This is a genomic window from Arthrobacter zhaoguopingii (assembly GCF_009828605.1).
Classification (GTDB): domain Bacteria; phylum Actinomycetota; class Actinomycetes; order Actinomycetales; family Micrococcaceae; genus Arthrobacter_D; species Arthrobacter_D zhaoguopingii.
The window spans coordinates 254,239-271,903 of sequence record NZ_WIAE01000005.1 but is presented as its reverse complement, the minus strand read 5'-3'; the positions used below and the strand labels follow the sequence as shown (position 1 = coordinate 271,903).

Sequence of the window (17,665 nt, the reverse complement as noted above, 5' to 3'; positions counted from 1 at the left end):
GAGCGCCAAGGTCGCTGAAGCGGGAGGGCTGGCATGCGGGCTTCCAGGGAGAGCGGGCTCAATGGAGCTGCCCGCCGCACCGTCGTCGTCTTTATTGTTCTGCTGATGTGCCTGATCGGGGTGAGCCCGGCCCGCGCGGCCCCGGTTTCGGACCCGAACAACTACTGGGTGCTCGTCAACAAGACCCGGCCGCTGAACCCCCTGCGGTACGTCCCTCCGGACCGGGTCAACTGGGCCGGCACGGGCCACTGGATGCGGCGGGATGTCGCCTCGTCAGTCACCCAGCTCGTCAGCGGTGCCCGCTCTGCGGGTCACTCGCTCGGCGTCGTCAGCGCCTACCGCTCGTACGATGAGCAGGCGGCCCTGTACAACCACTACGTGCGGATCTACGGCCAGGCCGAGGCCGACCGGATTTCCGCCAAACCGGGCTACAGCGAACACCAGACCGGCCTCGCCGTCGACGTCGGCAACGCCGCGGGGCAGTGCGAGCTCGCCGGCTGCTTCGGAGACACCCCCGGCGGCCGCTGGGTGGCGGCCAACGCCCACCGGTACGGCTTCATCGTCCGGTACCCGAAGGGCTACACGCACATCACGGGCTACACCTATGAACCCTGGCACCTGCGCTATGTCGGCGTGCCGTTGGCGACCGACATGAAGAACCGCGGCATCCCGACGATGGAGCAGTACTTTTCGGTGCCGGCTAACCCCTCCATCCGCAGCGCCGCGGACGTTGCTGCCGCCGATTCCGCCGGGACGCTCTGGAACTATCCAGGAAACCTGCGGGGAGGATTCGCCCCCCGCACCAGGATCGGCTCCGGCTGGACCGGGCTGAAGTCCGGCTTCGTCGCCGACTGGAACTCCGACGGGGTCAATGACCTGGTGGGTCAGTGGAAGACGGGAAGGCTGACGGTCTACCTTGGCCGCGCCTCCGGCGGATTCCTCAGCCCCATGACGGTCGGAAACGCGGGATGGCAGTCGATGACCATCACCGTAGGCAAATGGCACAACGGGCATCGGTATCCAGGGGTGGTCGGATACGACTCGGCCGGTACGTTGTTCTACTACCCGAATCCCGCTGGCGGCGCCCTCGGAGCGCGTCAGGCGATCGGGAGCGGCTGGCAGGGCTTGAAACTGACGATGGCCGACTTCGACAATGACCGGCGGGAGGACATGCTGGCCACACGGGCGTCCGGAGCGCTGATCCTGTACCGCTCCGACGGTGCGGGCCGGTTCGCCTCCGAGCCGCGCCGCCAGGTTGCCTCGGGGTGGAACGCCATCGTCCAGTCGCACGCCGCCGCCGGCTTCGACGGCGCCGGAACCCGCGGGCTGATCGCCAAGGCGACCGACGGACGGTTGCTCTACCACGGACTCGGAACCAATAAGTTCCTGGGCAGCAGGCAGGTCGGGTCCGGGTGGGGTCCCCTCAGCGTCTTCCGCTGATGCTGTCCCGCGCCCGGGGACGCCGGGCCCGTCGCGGGCGCGCGGGATTCTCCGGGTGGGTACGCGATTCTACGGGAGGGTGCCCCGCAAATCCAGAAGAATGAGCCAAATGCGCCGCCGATGCCGCTGGTCTAGATTCAAGGAGACAGCGTCCATCAGCGAACGGAGCACCACGATGAAAAACAAGCTTGTTTTCGCCTCGGGCATGGCCGCCGGGTATGTTCTGGGCACGCGGGCCGGCCGGGAGAGCTACGAGAAGATCCGGACCAAGGCCAACCAGCTGTGGAACAACCCCAAGATCCAGAGCACCGTCTCGAGTGCCACCGACACGGTCAAGGACAAGGCCCCCGCCGTCCAGGGGAAGCTTACGAGCGTCCTGAAGAAGCGGGGCAACGGCTCGGACTCCAAGGACACACCCTACTCAGGCACCCCCGTCGCCGTCGTACCGCCGCCCGTGACCGATGAGGGCCTCTCCGGGACCGGGCTCGACGACCCCAACTCGCGTCCGCCGCTGAGCTGATCCGGGCACCCGGCAATACGGGTCCGGCGGGCACAGTGTGTGCCGGCCGGGCCCGTTTCAGTGTCCTTTGGAGCGCAGAATCTCCAGGTGCTCCCGCCGGGCGGCCGCATTCAGGGGGCCGATCAGTGCGAGGTACAGGCCCAGCGCTATGAAGAACGCCATCCAGAAGTCAACGAAGACCATCAGGACGGCGCCAAGCACGACGGCCGCGGCGAACCCGAGAGCAGCCCATTTTGTCAGGCGCTTCGCCATCGGCGGCAGCGAGTCATAGGCCTTCATCGGCGGTTCCTTCCTTCCCGACCATTCTAGTTTTCGGGTCCCCGGCCGTCGCGCTTTTCCGGGGGAACCCTCGGCAGGGCAACCCCTCGCCGGTGTCACCGCACAGGTCTACCCTGTTGGCATGGCACAGGCTTCGGGGTGGCACGGGATTCCGCCGGCCGCCGACCGGTACGGGCCGCCGCTGCAGTTGGAGCGGCCCGCCGTGGCGGTGACCGAGTCGGTGAAGGCCCCTGCCCTGTGGGCCCGGCTCACCTATGCCGACGGCACCGTCCGCACCGTTAAGGGCTTCGCCATGGCCTGGACCACCGACGCCGTGCGGGTCCAGTGGATCGAGCATTCTCGGGCGCGCGAAGCCTGGCTTCCGGCCGATCAGTGCACCCGCAGGGAACTGCCGGCCCCCGGGAGGTACGCCGCCTGATCACCAGGGACCGGCGCCTGACCGGGGCTGGCTCTCCCGCGTCAGCTCCGTCGTCAGCAGCTGGTCCTTGGCGGGCCCGGTGACGTCCCACTGGTACCTCAGCCGGTCCTGCGCCAGTGCGGTGTATTCCACCCGGTAGGTGTCGGGGGAGCACCAGTGCTCATCCCGCCAGGAGCCTGCGGTGAGGCCGAGGCGGTGGAAGGGCCTGCCGTCCTCGAACAGGACCTCCCACGGCGCCCCCTGCCCGCCGGGAACAAGAAGGTACTGCCGGTTTGCGGGGCCGGTGAAGAGCGGAACCGACCGGCCGGCGCAGAGACGGGCGCCGGGCAAGTGCACCGTCCCCTCCTCGCGCCAGGACAGCCCCGGGCCGTCGTCGGTCACCGGCTGGACGGTGAGGGTTCCTGTGAACGTGCCCTCCGTGGAATCGGCGCGGTTGAGCAGGCTGCGGCGGACTCGCCAGGTGCCGAGCAGGTAGGAGCGAAGATCGGGAACCGGGACATTCATGGCACTCAAGCCTAGTCCGGCGGAGGTTGGCGAGAAGCACCGGCAGCCGCCAGAAGGGCCGCCGTACGCTCCTGGACCTCCGTGCGTCCCCTACCGGTGAGGCGGACCTCGGCCGTGTCCCGGGGGGAGATGAGGCGCTCCTGCGCCGTGAGGAGGCCCTGCTTCTCAAGTCCTGCCGCCACGGCGGCCAGCTCGCCAGGGGGAAGGCCGACGGCGGCGCCCAGGCTGGACGGGGAAGCGCAGTGAACCCGCGTCAGGGCGGTGAGGAGGGTGAGGTGCCGGTCGCGCTGGGGAACCGGCGGGTCAACCGCGCGTGCATCGGAGCCCAGCACCACGGACCGAACGATGAGGAACAGGGCGCAGGCGACCAGCGGCAGGACCGCGGTGAAACCGGCGGACAACGCATCGGATATCCCGGGGGGCGCCCCGCGGAAGTGCTGCAGGTACGCCGCGCCAAGGAGCACCGACGCCACGATGGCCGCGGTTTCGATGACCGGAAAGTGCCGCGGGCGGATGGTGCGGTGCCGGCGCAGCAGGAACGGCAGGGCCACCCCGAGGATGGCAATTGCCACGAGGAGAACGGCGAGCGCGGTTCCTGTGAGCTGTGAGGCCCGCACGCCGAGGAAGGACGCCGCGAAGTAGCAGGCAATTCCCGCCGCCACCACTAGGAGGAGCAAGCCCTCGGGCGCAGTCGACGTACCGTGGAGACGCGCGGCCGCCGATGCGCCCGCTTCGAGCGTCCTGCGCGCCTGCACCGCATTTGGAGCGGCAGCATTTGCCGGAGAGTCGCTCATGATTGCCTAGGGCTGGAGTTGTATACCTGCCACGCTATGCCTGCGGCGGGCCCGGCGCAAACACGGGCATCCTCCATCGTGTCCGGCGGCAGCGGAGGTGTTCTGCCTGCGGCGACCCCCGCGGCGAGCCCGGCGGGAGGCTTCATCGACAGCGAACACGGGCGACACCGCCCGGTGGACTCGTTACGGTTGAACCATGGCAACCATCGACATCACCGAGGCAAGCTTCCCCGAGACCATCGAGAAGAACGACATCGTGTTCGTCGACTTCTGGGCCGACTGGTGTGCCCCGTGCACCCGGTTCGCCCCCGTCTACGACGCCGCCTCCCAGCAGCACGACGACGTCGTCTTCGCCAAGGTCGACACCGAGGCCGAGCAGTCCCTCGCCGCCGCCGCGGGGATCACGTCGATCCCGACGCTGATGGCGTTCCGCGAGCAGGTCCTCGTGTTTTCCCAGCCCGGCGCGCTGAACTCCTCGCAGTTCTCCGAGCTCGTCGACGCCGTCAAGGGCCTGGACATGAAGGCCGTCCACGAGCAGGTCGCCCAGCAGCAGGCCGCCGCCCAGGCGGATCCCGCCGACGGACAGTAAGGCAGGAACAGGCTCCACCCAAGACTCTGGTTCATGCCCCCACCTCCACTCGGAGGTGGGGGCATTGACGTTCCCCGGACGTACAGCTGCTCCGGAGGGCAGTGAATCAGAGCTGTGAATCAGGGCTGTGAGCCGGCGCCGACGGGGTCAGCGCCGGCGGTGGTCCTCGGGCCGAAGGCGCGGTCCGAAAGCCTGCTTGCGGAAGCCGCTGGCGTAGAGCATGCGCACCACCCGTTGACGGTTCCCCGCCCACGGGGCGAGCAGCTTGAGCATCCCGGCATCGTCGGTCCGCCGCCCGGTGAGGGCGGCCCCGACGAACGAGGCAAGGTGGTAGTCCCCGACCGAAATGGAGTCCGGGTCCCCGTGCGTGCGCTGCATGACCTCGGCCGAGGTCCAGACGCTGATCCCGGAAACCGAGGAGAGACCCCGGCTCACCAGCGGGCCGGCGGGCACCGCGGCGAGGCGCTCGAGCCCCGAGGCGACGAGCGACGCCCTGAGCAGCGTGGCCGAACGGCGGGGGTCGACGCCGGCTCGGTGCCACTCCCAGGAGGGGACCTTCCGCCACTGTTCGGCGGTGGGTGGCAGGCGCAGTTCGGGGGGAGCGGATCCGCCGGCGTCCGGGGCGGGATCCCCGTACCGTTCGAGCAGGTACCGCCACGAGCGCCTTGCCTCGAAGGTGGTAACCCGCTGCTCCAGCACGGCCCGGGCCGTGGCGTCGAGGACGCGCCCGGTGGAGGGCAGGCGGAGCCCGGGACTGAGGTAGCGGCCCTTCCTGGCGAGCTCGGGCAGCGTGGCCCGGAAGTCGGGGCTGTCGAACCCGCTCCAGTCGTCCTCGCTGCCGAGCATGCGCGGAAGCCCGTGGAGGGCTGCTTCGGCGCCGGGGCCCCAGGCTGTGGCTTCGATCCGGGACGAACGAAGAGTGCCGCGCTGCCGGAGGCGCAGGGTGGTGGCGCCGTCGGCGGTGCGGAAGGCGAGCCAGTGGGCGCTGCCGACGGTGCGGAAGGCCGGGTCGTACGCGCCGCACTGAAGCGGGCCGATCGTGCCGGCGAGGTGGTAGGGGCCGCCGGGCTCCCAGACCGTCGTGACGCCGGGGGAACCGACGACAACGGGGGAACTGCTCATTCCACCATGGTGCCACGGACCCGGGCGCCCCCGGCGTGCCCGCCGCGCGACACTCCGCCGGATGGCAGGACCGGTGTGCTCCATGACGTCGGGGCAGCCCCAAGACGTCCAGCGCACCCAAAAGCGACAAACGCGCGCGATTAATCCGGTGCGTCTGTCGCGAAGTGGTCCGTTCGTCGGAAAGGGGACCTGCGGGCACAAGTTTGGGTCCCTGTGTTTCAGGCCGCACTCCGGCCGGAGCGCCACCCGGTAGCTTTAGGACTATGAAGTATGCGAACTCGGTTGTTGACCTGATCGGCAACACCCCCCTGGTCAAGCTCAATAAGGTCACCGACGGCATCGCGGCGACGGTGCTGGCGAAGGTCGAGTACCTGAACCCCGGCGGGTCGGTCAAGGACCGCATCGCGGCGAAGATGCTCGACGCCGCGGAGGCCGAGGGCAAGCTGCGGCCCGGCGGCACCATCATTGAGCCGACCTCGGGCAACACCGGCGTCGGGCTGGCCCTGGTGGCCCAGCAGCGCGGCTACAAGTGCGTCTTCGTGGTGCCGGACAAGGTCGGCGAGGACAAGCGCAACGTCCTCGCCGCCTACGGCGCGGAGGTCGTGGTCACCCCCACGGCCGTGGAACCCGACAGCCCCGAGTCGTACTACGGGGTCTCCGACCGGCTCACCCGCGAGATCCCCGGTGCGTACAAGCCCGACCAGTTCTCCAACCCCAACGGACCGCTCAGCCACTACGAGACCACCGGGCCCGAGATCTGGAACGACACCGACGGGCGCATCACCCACTTCGTCACGGGCGTCGGCACCGGCGGCACCATCACCGGCACCGGACGCTACCTCAAGGAGGTCTCCGCGGACCGCGCCGGCGGGCCGGTCCGGGTCATCGGCGCCGACCCCGAGGGTTCGGTCTACTCCGGCGGCACCGGACGCCCCTATTTCGTCGAGGGCGTCGGCGAGGACATCTGGCCCGCCTCCTACGACCCCTCCGTGCCCGATGAGATCATCGCCGTCTCCGACGCCGAGAGCTTCGCCATGACCCGGCGGCTGGCCCGCGAAGAGGGCCTGCTGGTCGGCGGATCCTGCGGCATGGCGGTGGTCGCGGCGCTGCGTGCGGCCAAAGACCTGACCGCCGACGACGTCGTAGTCGTCCTGCTGCCCGACGGCGGGCGCGGCTACCTCGGAAAGATCTTCAGCGACGGCTGGATGGAGACGCACGGCTTCCTCGACGCCGGCGACGACGCGCCCGTGGCCGAGGTGCTCCACGCGAAGGCCGGCACCCTGCCCGACCTCGTCCACACCCGACCGGGCGACACCCTCCGCGACGTCATCGCCCTGATGACCCGGTACGGGCTCTCCAGCGTGCCGGTGCTCTCGCACGAGCCGCCCGTGGTGCTGGGCGAGGTGCTCGGATCGGTCGACGAGCGCTCGCTGACGGGGAAGATCTTCACCGGCCAGGCCAAACTCTCCGACAGCGTTTCGGCCCACATGGGCCCGAAACTGCCGTTGATCGGCTCACTGGAGTCCGTTGGCACGGCGCGGGAGCGCCTCGAGCACAGTGACACAGTCCTGGTCACCCTCGCCGGGGCGCCGGTGGGAATTTTGACCCGCCATGACCTGCTGACCTATATGAGCAGCTAACCCCTCGACCACCAGGAGCAGCGTGACGCACTCAAGCAATTCAGGCTTCAACACCCGCGCGATCCATGCGGGCCAGGTTCCCGACCCGACCACCGGGGCCGTGATCCCGCCCATCTACCAGACGACGACGTTCGCCCAGGACGGCATCGGCAAGCTGCGCAACGGCTATGAGTACGGCCGCGGCACGAACCCGACGCGCGACGCCCTGCAGTCCCAGCTGGCGGCGCTCGAGGGCGGAACGCATGCGTTCAGCTTCTCCTCGGGCCTGGCCGCTGAGGATTCGCTCATCCGGGCGGCGCTGCGGCCCGGAGACCACATCGTGCTCGGGAACGACGCCTACGGCGGTACCTACCGCCTGATCGACCGGGTGCTCTCCCAGTGGGGCATCACCAACAGCGCCGTCGATATGGCCGACCTCGACGCCGTGCGCGCCGCCGTCGCCGGCGGGCAGACCCGCATGGTGTGGGTTGAGACCCCCTCGAACCCGATGATGAAGATCACCGACATCGCCGCCGTCGCGGAAATCGCCCACGCGGCCGGTGCGCTGCTGGTCGTCGACAACACCTTCGCCTCCCCCTACCTGCAGCAGCCCCTGGGCTTCGGGGCCGACGTCGTCGTGCACTCGACCACCAAGTACATCGGCGGGCACTCCGACGCCAGCGGCGGGGCCGTCATCGTGAAGGATGCCGAGCTGGCCGAGAAGGTGGGCTTCATCCAGTTCGCCGTGGGTGCGGTGTCAGCGCCGATGGAGGCCTGGCTGACCACTCGGGGCCTGAAGACCCTGGGCGTGCGCATGGACCGGCACAGCTCGAACGCCGCGTCGATCGCCCGGTGGCTCACCGAGCAGGAGGGCGTGGAGCGGGTTTACTACCCGGGGCTGCCGGAGCACCCGGGCCACGACCTCGCCGCGGCGCAGATGAAGAGCTTCGGCGGCATGATCTCGGTGACCTTCACCGGTGGGGAGCCCGCAGCGCGGGCGGTTGCCGAATCGACGAAGGTCTTCACCCTCGCGGAGTCACTGGGCGGCATCGAGTCGCTCATGAACTACCCCTCGGCCATGACGCACGCCTCCGTGAAAGGCACCGATCTGGCGGTGCCGGAGAACCTCATCCGGCTCTCCGTGGGCATCGAGGACCTTGAGGACCTCATCGGCGACCTCGAGCAGGCCCTGGCCGCCCTCCGCGGCTAGCAGCCCCGTCAGCGGAAGGAAGGGCTGTCCGGTCAGGTACCGGGCAGCCCCCGCTTTTTCCTGGCCTTGGGGTCGGTCACCTGGAAATAGGCGCTGCTCTGCGGCAGCCACATCAGCACGACCGCGAGCAGCATCACGACGGCGATGACCGACAGGCCAGGCGTGCCGCGCACCAGCACCGGAAGCCCGGCGATGATTCCCACGGTGCTCAGCAGTTCACGGGCGCTGCGCCGGCCCCGGCGCAGGCGCAGCAGGAGCACGAGCTGCAGGACGGCCAGCGCGCCCAGCACGGCTGCGAGCCCGGTGAGCGCGGTGCTGTCCGAGCCGGGCAGAGCGGCCGAACCGGCGAACGAACCCGCCGCCACGAGGAGCAGCACCGCGGCCACCAGCCACAGCAGCGAGGCCGCCCGGAGCGTCCGCGGGTGGCGCGGGCGCGCCGGGTCCTGCCTTCCCGCGGCGGGGGCGCGCCTCATGCCCCGCGCGGGGTGACGACGCCGGCGCGCGCCTCCGTGTCGTAGGCGTAGACCTTCCGCCCGCCGATCCACACGCCCAGGGCCCGCTGCATCACATCGAGCGGGTCACCGCTCCAGAGCACGACGTCGGCGTCTTTCCCCACCGCGAGCGAGCCGAGCCGGTCGGCCAGTCCGAGCACCTTGGCCGGGTTGAGGGTGATCGAGCGCAGGGCCGTGGTGCGGTCGAGGCCTTCCTTCATGGCCAGGGTGGCCTGGTGCACCAGAAAGTTGATGGGAATGACGGGGTGGTCGGTGATGATCGAGATCTCGACGCCCGCCGCCGCGAGTTTGCCCGGGTTCGCCAACGACCGGCCCCGCAGCTCGACCTTGGACTTGGTGGTGAACAGGGGCCCGATCAGCACCGGCGTGCCGCGCTCGGCCAGCACGTCCGCCAGCAGGTGGGCCTCGGTGCCGTGGTCGAGCACCAGGTCGTAGCCGAACTCGTCGGCGAGCCTGAGGGCGGTGGCGATGTCGTCGGCCCGGTGGGCGTGCTGCCGCCAGGGGATCTCGCGGCGCAGGACCATGGCGAGGGCCTCGAGGTGCGGGTCGCGGGCGTTTTCGTCGTCCTTGCCCAGGTAGTTCTGGGCGTCCTTGAACGCCTTGCGGATGATCAGGGCGGTGCCGAGGCGGGTCGAGGGCGTCTTGTCCTTCCCGCCGTACACCCGCTTGGGGTTCTCGCCCAGGGCCGACTTCAGGCCGCTGGGGGAGCGGAGCAGCATCTCCTCGATGTACCGGCCGTGGGTGTGGATGGCGACGGCGAGCCCGCCGATCGGGTTGCCGGAGCCGGGGTTGACGTTCACGGTGGTGATTCCGCCGGCCAGGGCGTCGTCGAAGCCGGGATCGTACGGGTTGATGGCGTCGAGAACCCGCACCCCGGCCATCACCGGGTCGGTCATCTCGTTGGTGTCGTCGCCGGCCGAGCCCTCGCCCTCCTCGTGGGTGCCCAGGTGGACGTGGGCGTCGACGAAGCCCGGAAGCAGCCATTTACCGGCTGCGTCCAGGGTTTCCATCCCGGACGGTGCCTCGACGCCGGCGCCGAGGGCGGTGATCCTTCCGTCCTCGAGGACGACCGTCCCGTCGAAGGGCTCGCCGTCGATCGGGACGACATGGGCGTTAAGGATGGCCAGGGCCGGCGCGGGCGCTGCGCCGGAGGTTCGAGGGGTGGTCATGGGGGACCTTTCGCGCTCGTCGGTGGTTCACCCAACATACCCGGAGGGTGCCCCGCCCGTGGCGGACCTGCGGCGCGCGGACGCATAGGATGACCGCATGAGCCAAGGGAGAGTCCTCGCCGTCTGCCTCGTCCACGGGCTGCTGCCGACCCGCGACACCGTCGGCGTGAGCGCCATCGACAAGCGTGCCGTCGCCGGGCCGGTGAAGGTGCACCCGCTGGGGCTGACCGGTGACCTTCAGGCCGACCGCAAAAACCACGGCGGTCCCACCAAGGCCGTGTATGCCTACGCCCAGGAGGACGCCGACTACTGGTGCGGTGAGCTTGGCCGCGCGATTGAGCCGGGACTGTTCGGGGAGAACCTGAGGCTCGCGGGAATCGACGCCAGCAACGCGGTGATCGGTGAACGGTGGAGCATCAACGGCGTGGAGTTGGAGGTGACGATGCCGCGGATCCCCTGCGGCAACTTCGCCCGGCGCCTGGGCGAGTCCGGCTGGATCCGGCGCTTCACCGCCGCGAACCGCCCGGGAGCCTACCTTCGGGTGATGAAGGGCGGTTCGCTGCAGGCCGGGGAGGCGGTCGCCGTCACCTCGCGCCCGGCCCACGGAGTGACCATCGCCCAGGTGTTCGGCGGGCTCGACGCCGCCGCCGGTGAGCGCCTGCTGGAGGCCGGGGCGCAGGAGCTCACGCTCGCCCCGCAGGTCCGCAGGGCGGCGGTGCAGGCCCTCGCCGGTGCCTAACGTGCCCAACGTCACCCGACCATCCGGGCCCGAAGGGCAGGGGGCGGGGCCCGCATGCGGTAGGTTAGAAACATCCCCCACACCGGTATTCCCTTAATTTCCGCCCTTTTCAGGCGGATAGGTTGTGTTGGGGCTCGTCGAGATTTCCGCGAGCAGATTCATCAGGGAGCGCCGGCTAGAAGAAAACGTCACACATTTCAGCTCTTGGAGCAGGAAGCCCAGTTGTGACGGGAAGTCCTGCCGCGGGATTGAAACAGTGCCGGATTTCGTTGTAAGCACGGCACCAGTTGGCTCCCGCCTTCCGGGCCGTCCGGCATCTACCTGAAGGTCTTTCCTCCATGCCTGAAAATCTGTCCCCCGAAATCTCCGAGAACGTTGACGCCCCGGCTGCCGATGACGCCGGAGAGCTGCTGTTCACCGATCTCAACCTCGACCCCCGCGTCCTCGCTGCGCTGACCGACGTCGGCTACGAGAAGCCCTCACCCATCCAGGCCGCCACCATTCCGGCGCTCCTCGAGGGCCGCGACGTCGTCGGCCTGGCCCAGACCGGCACCGGAAAGACCGCAGCATTCGCGGTTCCCGCGCTGTCGAAGATGGCCGAACTGGCCGACATCAACGGTGTCAGCAAGAACACCCAGGTCCTGGTCCTCGCCCCGACCCGCGAGCTCGCGCTCCAGGTCGCCGAGGCGTTCACCTCCTATGCCCGCCACATGGACGGCTTCACCGTGCTGCCCGTCTACGGCGGATCCCCTTACGGACCCCAGCTTGCGGGCCTCCGCCGCGGCGCCCAGGTTGTCGTCGGCACCCCCGGCCGCGTCATCGACCACATCTCCAAGGGTTCCCTCGACCTGTCGGCCCTTGAGTACGTCGTGCTCGACGAGGCCGACGAGATGCTCCGCATGGGCTTCGCCGAGGACGTCGAGCAGATCCTCTCCTCGACCCCTGCCGAGAAGCAGGTGGCGCTGTTCTCCGCCACCATGCCCCCGGCCATCCGCCGGATCGCCAAGAAGTACCTGAACGATCCGGCCGAGATCGCGGTCAAGGGCAAGACGACCACCGGCACCAACACGCGTCAGCGCTACCTGCAGGTCATGGGCCCGCACAAGCTCGACGCGATGACCCGCATCCTCGAGGTTGAGGACTACGACGGCATCATTGCCTTCGTCCGTACCAAGATGGCGACCGAAGACCTGGCGGACAAGTTGCGTTCACGGGGCTTCTCGGCCGCGGCCATCAACGGAGACATTCCCCAGCAGCAGCGCGAGCGCACCGTCGAGGCCCTGCGTGAGGGCAAGATCGACATCCTCGTGGCGACAGACGTCGCCGCCCGCGGGCTCGACGTCGAGCGCATCTCGCTCGTGGTCAACTACGACATCCCGCACGACACCGAGTCCTACGTCCACCGCATCGGCCGCACCGGCCGGGCCGGGCGCTCGGGTGACGCCATCCTGTTCATGACCCCGCGCGAGAAGTACCTGCTGCGCTCCATCGAGAAGGCGACCCGCCAGCCGGTCGAGCAGATGCAGCTTCCCTCCTCGGCGACCATCAACGAGCTGCGCCTGAACAAGTTCGCCGAGAAGATCACCAAGACCCTCGCCAGCGAGGACGTCTCGGCGTTCCGTGACCTCATTGCGAGCTACGAGCAGGAGCACAACGTTCCGGCCGCCGAGATCGCCGCTGCGCTGGCCGTCATGGCCCAGAGCGGTAACCCCCTGCTGGTCAAGGACATCCCGGTGGCTCCCGCCGGGCAGCGCGAGCGCTCGGAGGGCCGCAAGGACGCCTTCGGCTCCCGCGGGCCGACGCGCACCCTCACCGAAGGCAATGCCACCTACCGGATCGCCGTCGGACGCCGCCAGCGCGTCATGCCCGGCTCCATCGTGGGGGCCATCGCCAATGAGGGCGGGCTCTCCTCCTCGCAGATCGGCGGCATCGACATCCGCGCCGACCACACCCTCGTTGAGCTCCCCGCGGATCTCTCCAAGGATCAGTGGCGCGCCCTGTCGAAGACCCGCATCGGCGGTGAGCTGATCCACCTCGAGCTCGACAAGGGCCGCAAGCCCAACCGCGAGCGTCCGGCCGGCGAGTTCAAGAAGCCCTTCAAGAAGGAATTCAGCAAGGACTCGAAGGACTTCAAGAAGCGCGATGGCGACACCCGGTTCTCCAGCGACAGCGCGCGCAAGCCGCGGTCGGGCAAGGCTGCCGGAGCCGGTCTCGGCCGCTCCAATGCGCAGTCCGACCAGTGGTGAAAATCACCTAGGCTAACCCCTTCGGATCCCCGCCACGGCGGGGATCCGAAGCGAAATCAGGGGTCCGCACGCCAAGGCGGTTGTTGATTTCGCACAGCGGCTCGGAACTGGTAAAGTTTCTTGTCGTTGCCCCCCTAGCTCAGTGGTAGAGCGCGTTCTTGGTAAGAACGAGGTCACCGGATCGATTCCGGTGGGGGGCTCGTAAATGAGGGGCCCGTGACGATCATCCGATCGGTGCGGGCAGACTCATTTAGGGCGGTGTAGCTCAGCTGGTTAGAGCGCACGACTCATAATCGTGAGGTCGTGGGATCGAGTCCCACCACCGCTACAAAAAGCAATCCCCGAGGCCCAAAGGCCTCGGGGATTTTTGTTTGGGGCCGGTTCGCAGCCCCGGTCCGGCTGCTGGGGCACGGGCCGCGGACCGTCGGGAGCGCCGGGGCCCGACCACGCAGCGTGGCCCGCCGCGTCCTGAACCCTCACGCGAGCCCCGCGCAACATAAGGAGCCATCTCTTTGCCTCAAGATCGCGAAGACGTACATTTATCCCTGTAAACCGCCAGCAGCGAACCGCTGTGCGGATCTGGCGATTTCATGCGATGGCCTGAACGTTGACCCCACCCGGTCGGAGCAGGCCCTCCTCAGAGACCTGCCGCGCGTAGTGTTGCCACCCAACCGCACCCGGCCAGGTGCTACTCCATCCGATGTCCGAACATCGCGGACCTGTACCGGGGTTCCCTGACAAGCCGGACGGTCTGCACCGGAAATACGAACCGCCGGGCGGCTCTTCGTCGACGATTCGATCGTCCGAGGGCATTTTCAGTCCTTTAGGTCAGGCTGCCGGCAGTGGAGACCATGCAGTCCGATCCGGACACACTGAGAGATCATTGAACGGAGTCAGCTATGCAGATTGCTCCGAGGTATGTCGAACGTCCCGTACACATGGTAGTGGCGCTACTCCTTGTGGTGAGCACTGCACTCGGCGCCCCAGTGTCTCCGGCCGTGGCCGGTACCCCTGACCCCCTCACCTGTGCGGGTTATCCCGAGAAGCGTCACTTCGTCGATGCCCAGTCCTGGTGGCTGCCCACCGAGGGGGCGACGCCCTCAGGCACAAACCATGGCCATATCCATGTGGGAGCCTGTGTTCCCGAACGCGAAACCGTGACCGGACCCTTCACGCTCGATATCCGGATGATTCTTCATGATCCCGGCCTCCAGAAGGTCAATACCGGCAAAACCTCGACGCCCTACGTGTCGGTTGTCATGAAGAGTTCGTCTGCCGAGAAGACGCAGTCCAAGCTCTACCAAACCGGTTGGACGTGCCCCACTCCAGGTACGTGCACCCGTTGGGGCAAAGTGAGGGTTGATCCGTCCGTATTCTCGACCGATGGTCTCAAAGAAGCGCGGCTGCGTTTCTTTTCTGATGTCGCAGACCCTGCTGCGGGCGGCACGACAGCCACAGCCCGCATGACCGCCTCCCTCAACTTTCAGTACACTGTCGATCTGTCGCCGACCCGCACCGTGAGGGATGTCTCCCGGGATCCCTATCTGCGCGGTAAGGGATGGTACTCAGCGCCCGGGAGCGATCTGGCGGAGGGCGGCTACTGTGAAGCCGCTCTCATGACTGTTCCGGTTCCAAATGCACCCGTCAGCGGCACGTGGTCTCCCGCCGTCAAGATGGTTTGGCACGGCGATGCGGAGGACCCGCCCGTTACGGCCCACGAAGTCCGCATCGACCCGGATCTCCATGCCAACGTTCCCGGTCTGATCCTCCGGCGAGCGGGCGGGGAGTATGACGGGCGAATCAGCATCGACACCACCCGGCTGACCAATGGCACGCACAGGCTGTTCCTGCGCGCCGACTGCAATGACCGGCACGGCCGCAACTCGACCACCTCGGGCATCCTGATCGTGCCTTTTGAAGTTAACAACGGCAAGTAGGAAATCCCCCCGCGACGCACGAGAAGGCTTTCCTGGCCGGGAGGGGCCGCAGCCGGAGCTGCTGCCCCGGCTCGGGCCCCTCCCGTCGAGGCGTGCGCCTGCGCCTGCGCCGGCGGCGTTACACCGGGCCCGCCGCAGGCGGCGCCGGTGCCCGGCTGGTGTTCAGCCGTCGGGCCTGGAGCACCGTGTCCCGGACCACCGCAGCGTGGCCTGCAGCGTCGTCGACCGCACGCGGCCGCGCCTCGGAGGCGCTGATGTCCCAGCCGCCGTCGAGCAGAGGGGTGAGGTCCTCCGCGGTGTAGAACAGCTCGGGCAGCGGCGGCCGCCGCGCCGCCGTCTGCAGGTCCGAGGGGTGGTGCCCGACAATGAGCAGCGTGCCGCCCGGAGCCACCGCGTCGGCGAGGCGGCCGAACAGCACCGAGCGCGCCGGTTCCGGCAGTTGCATGAACTGTGCCGAGACCAGGTCGAAGCCGCCCGGTGCCGGCGGTGCCTCAAGAAGGTCGGCGTGCACCCAGTCGACCCGGGCGGCCACCGCGGTGTCCTCGAGCCGGGCCTGCTCACGGGCCCGGCCGAGGGCGACCTCGGAGATATCGACGCCGGTCACCCGCCACCCGCTGCGGGCCAGCCACAGGGCGTCGGCGCCCTCGCCGCAGCCGACATCGAGTGCGCGCCCGGGAAGCAGCGCGGAGGCCGTTGTGACGAGGTGGGGATTCGGGTTCCCGCTCCAGATCCTGCGCTGCTCCGTGTATCTGCGGTCCCAGAATTCCTGGTCCATTTCGATGTGAAGATTCATGAGTGTGCGCCGCTCTTTTGACCGATGGACTCATTCTGCCCCGCAGTGGAGGCTCCGTCACGGCCAGACTCCCCGCCGGCTGCGCGGCGGGCGGCCACGGCGGCCGCCGCGTCCTCGGCGATGAGGTCCCCGTTGATCGCCGCACCGGCCCCCAGCCCGGCGGCGGACGAGGCCATCACCTGGGCCACCGGGTCCGCCACATTGCCGGCCGCCCACACCCCGGGAACGGAGGTGCGGCCCTGCGGGTCGACCTCGGCCGAGTAGCCGATGCCCATGGGGTGTTCGGAGATTCTTACGCCGAGGGACTCAAGCAGGGCCGACCGCGCGGCGAAGCGCGGCGCCACCACAAGGGCGTCAAGCGGAAAGCCTGAACCGTCCTCGAGTTGCACCCCCGACAGTGCTCCGGCGGGGCCCTGCACCGAAGCGACCCGGCCGTCGACGACCCGGACCGACAACGCGGCCAAAAGCTCCCACTCATCGTCGGTGAGCTCCGGTCCGGTGTGCAGGAACAGCGTGACGTCGTCGCTGAGCTGCCGGAACATCTGGACCTGGTGCATCGCCATCGGCCCGGTCGCCAGGACGCCGATGGCCTGACCGCGGGCCTCGTACCCGTGGCAGTAGGGGCAGTGGATGACGCCGGAACCCCAGTGCGCGGCGAGCCCCTCGACGTCGGGCAGTTCATCGGAGAGCCCTGTCGTCACGAGCAGGCGCCGGCCGGAGAGGCACCCGCCGTCCTGCAGGGTGACGGTGAACCCGGCCGGATCCTTCTCGACGCGCACCGCCTCCGCATCGATCAAGACCGATCCGTAGGACGCCGCCTCGGCGCGGCCTGACGCCACGAGCTCGAGCGGCGGCACGCCGTCCCGGGACAGGAAGTTGTGGACCCCGGCCGCGGGGGCGTTCCGCGGTGACCCGGAGTCGATCACGGCCGTGGTGCGCAGCGAGCGGCCGAGGGCCACCGCCGCGCTGAGCCCGGCGGCGCCGCCGCCGATGATCACGACGTCATAGCGCGAAGAGTCCTGCATGATGCTTCTCCTTTTCCTGGGCGCCTACGGTCGGCGCCCTCGTATCCACTGTCCCGCCGGGTGGAAGTGCTGGCAACCTTCCTTGCCGATATGGCAAGATGCGGAGATGGAAAGCGATCTTTCATCAGTTTTTGACGCCATGGGCCCCCGGCTGCGCGCGCTGCGCCAGCAGCGGGGGCTGACCCTCGGCGAGGTGTCCGAAGCCACCGGCGTTTCCGCGAGCACCCTGTCCCGCCTCGAGGGCGGCCAACGGCGCCCCAACCTCGAACTGCTGCTGCCTCTGGCCCGCCTGTTCCAGGTCCCGCTCGACGATCTCGTCGGTGCGCCGACCACCGGGGATCCGCGGATCCACCTGCGGCCCATCCGCCACAGCGGCATGACGGCCCTTCCCCTGACCCGCAGGCCCGGCGGGCTGCAGGCATACAAGATGGTGCTCGCCGCCGATGCGCGGAAGGGCGAACCCGAGCTCCGCGTGCACGAAGGATATGAGTGGCTGTACATCCTCAATGGGCGCCTGCGCCTCATGCTCGGCGATAAGGACTTCGTCCTCGGGCCCGGCGAAGCCGCCGAATTCGACACCCATACCCCTCACTGGTTTGCCTCCGCCGATGAATACCCGGTGGAGTTCCTTAGCCTGTTCGGCCATCAGGGGGAGAAAATGCACGTCCGGGCCCGGCCCAAGGCCTAGCAGCCGGCAGGGCTGCCCGGCCGCCGCAGGGGAAGGGGACGCCGCGCGGCGGAGGCGCCCG

Annotated in this window: 17 protein-coding genes, 2 tRNA genes and 1 pseudogene; 12 read left to right on the top strand and 8 right to left on the bottom strand. The window is 68.9% G+C overall.

Annotated elements, in window-relative coordinates:
* Positions 1-33 precede the first annotated feature (33 nt).
* Positions 34-639: pseudogene (locus tag GVV77_RS18560) on the top strand (M15 family metallopeptidase); the annotation flags it as partial.
* 976 nt (positions 640-1,615) lie between these two features.
* Complete coding sequence (locus GVV77_RS08820) at positions 1,616-1,960, top strand: YtxH domain-containing protein (RefSeq protein WP_159617737.1); 345 nt, start codon at positions 1,616-1,618, stop codon at positions 1,958-1,960.
* Between the two features lie 57 nt (positions 1,961-2,017).
* On the opposite strand, the gene GVV77_RS08815 is transcribed toward GVV77_RS08820, so the two are convergent.
* On the bottom strand, positions 2,018-2,239 hold the full coding sequence (locus GVV77_RS08815; protein WP_159617736.1) for a hypothetical protein: 222 nt from the start codon (positions 2,237-2,239) through the stop codon (positions 2,018-2,020).
* Positions 2,240-2,360: 121 nt separating this feature from the next.
* Between GVV77_RS08815 and GVV77_RS08810 the strand changes: the two genes are divergently transcribed.
* Positions 2,361-2,657 carry a hypothetical protein gene (locus GVV77_RS08810; protein ID WP_159617735.1) on the top strand — a complete coding sequence of 99 codons (297 nt, stop codon included), beginning with the start codon at positions 2,361-2,363 and terminating at the stop codon, positions 2,655-2,657.
* On the opposite strand, the gene GVV77_RS08805 is transcribed toward GVV77_RS08810, so the two are convergent.
* Together GVV77_RS08805 and GVV77_RS08800 are read right to left on the bottom strand one after the other, a co-directional pair.
* Positions 2,658-3,161, bottom strand: coding sequence for a DUF6314 family protein (locus GVV77_RS08805; RefSeq protein WP_159617734.1), 504 nt, complete (start codon positions 3,159-3,161; stop codon positions 2,658-2,660).
* A gap of 11 nt (positions 3,162-3,172) precedes the next feature.
* Positions 3,173-3,955: a hypothetical protein gene (locus GVV77_RS08800; RefSeq protein WP_159617733.1), complete on the bottom strand. Its 783-nt coding sequence runs from the start codon at positions 3,953-3,955 to the stop codon at positions 3,173-3,175.
* A gap of 196 nt (positions 3,956-4,151) precedes the next feature.
* On the opposite strand from GVV77_RS08800, the gene GVV77_RS08795 reads away from it, so the two are divergent.
* Positions 4,152-4,544 (top strand): thioredoxin family protein, encoded by a 393-nt coding sequence (locus GVV77_RS08795; protein WP_159617732.1) that lies wholly within the window; start codon positions 4,152-4,154, stop codon positions 4,542-4,544.
* Between the two features lie 147 nt (positions 4,545-4,691).
* Here GVV77_RS08795 and GVV77_RS08790 read toward each other — a convergent pair whose 3' ends face one another.
* Positions 4,692-5,666: a DNA-3-methyladenine glycosylase family protein gene (locus GVV77_RS08790; protein WP_159617731.1), complete on the bottom strand. Its 975-nt coding sequence runs from the start codon at positions 5,664-5,666 to the stop codon at positions 4,692-4,694.
* A 263-nt stretch (positions 5,667-5,929) separates the two neighbouring features.
* Here GVV77_RS08790 and GVV77_RS08785 point away from each other — a divergent pair, with 263 nt between their 5' ends.
* Together GVV77_RS08785 and GVV77_RS08780 are read left to right on the top strand one after the other, a co-directional pair.
* Positions 5,930-7,306, top strand: a complete 1,377-nt coding sequence (locus tag GVV77_RS08785) for a cystathionine beta-synthase (RefSeq protein ID WP_159617730.1) — start codon at positions 5,930-5,932, stop codon at positions 7,304-7,306.
* Between the two features lie 22 nt (positions 7,307-7,328).
* Positions 7,329-8,495, top strand: a complete 1,167-nt coding sequence (locus GVV77_RS08780) for a cystathionine gamma-synthase (RefSeq protein WP_159617729.1) — start codon at positions 7,329-7,331, stop codon at positions 8,493-8,495.
* A 32-nt stretch (positions 8,496-8,527) separates the two neighbouring features.
* On the opposite strand, the gene GVV77_RS08775 is transcribed toward GVV77_RS08780, so the two are convergent.
* Positions 8,528-8,968 carry a hypothetical protein gene (locus GVV77_RS08775; RefSeq protein WP_159617728.1) on the bottom strand — a complete coding sequence of 147 codons (441 nt, stop codon included), beginning with the start codon at positions 8,966-8,968 and terminating at the stop codon, positions 8,528-8,530.
* A complete protein-coding gene (locus GVV77_RS08770; RefSeq protein WP_159617727.1) occupies positions 8,965-10,176 on the bottom strand; it encodes an amidohydrolase in 1,212 nt (403 codons plus the stop codon). Before GVV77_RS08770 ends, GVV77_RS08775 begins: the two co-directional genes overlap by 4 nt.
* Before the next feature lie 97 nt (positions 10,177-10,273).
* On the opposite strand from GVV77_RS08770, the gene GVV77_RS08765 reads away from it, so the two are divergent.
* From GVV77_RS08765 to GVV77_RS08745, 5 genes are all read left to right on the top strand, one after another.
* Entirely contained in the window at positions 10,274-10,915 is a 642-nt protein-coding gene (locus GVV77_RS08765; protein ID WP_159617726.1) for an MOSC domain-containing protein, read from the top strand.
* A 338-nt stretch (positions 10,916-11,253) separates the two neighbouring features.
* A complete protein-coding gene (locus tag GVV77_RS08760) occupies positions 11,254-13,161 on the top strand; it encodes a DEAD/DEAH box helicase (RefSeq protein WP_159617725.1) in 1,908 nt (635 codons plus the stop codon).
* A gap of 128 nt (positions 13,162-13,289) precedes the next feature.
* Positions 13,290-13,361: transfer RNA gene (locus GVV77_RS08755), tRNA-Thr, on the top strand.
* Between the two features lie 54 nt (positions 13,362-13,415).
* Positions 13,416-13,489: transfer RNA gene (locus tag GVV77_RS08750), tRNA-Met, on the top strand.
* Between the two features lie 634 nt (positions 13,490-14,123).
* Positions 14,124-15,098, top strand: a complete 975-nt coding sequence (locus tag GVV77_RS08745; protein ID WP_159617724.1) for a hypothetical protein — start codon at positions 14,124-14,126, stop codon at positions 15,096-15,098.
* Positions 15,099-15,216: 118 nt separating this feature from the next.
* On the opposite strand, the gene GVV77_RS08740 is transcribed toward GVV77_RS08745, so the two are convergent.
* Together GVV77_RS08740 and GVV77_RS08735 are read right to left on the bottom strand one after the other, a co-directional pair.
* A complete protein-coding gene (locus GVV77_RS08740) occupies positions 15,217-15,891 on the bottom strand; it encodes a class I SAM-dependent methyltransferase (protein ID WP_159617723.1) in 675 nt (224 codons plus the stop codon).
* On the bottom strand, positions 15,888-16,916 hold the full coding sequence (locus tag GVV77_RS08735; protein ID WP_159617722.1) for an NAD(P)/FAD-dependent oxidoreductase: 1,029 nt from the start codon (positions 16,914-16,916) through the stop codon (positions 15,888-15,890). The genes GVV77_RS08740 and GVV77_RS08735 overlap by 4 nt, the downstream gene beginning before the upstream one ends.
* A gap of 106 nt (positions 16,917-17,022) precedes the next feature.
* On the opposite strand from GVV77_RS08735, the gene GVV77_RS08730 reads away from it, so the two are divergent.
* Positions 17,023-17,604 (top strand): helix-turn-helix domain-containing protein, encoded by a 582-nt coding sequence (locus GVV77_RS08730; protein ID WP_159617721.1) that lies wholly within the window; start codon positions 17,023-17,025, stop codon positions 17,602-17,604.
* The last annotated feature ends 61 nt before the right edge of the window (positions 17,605-17,665 follow it).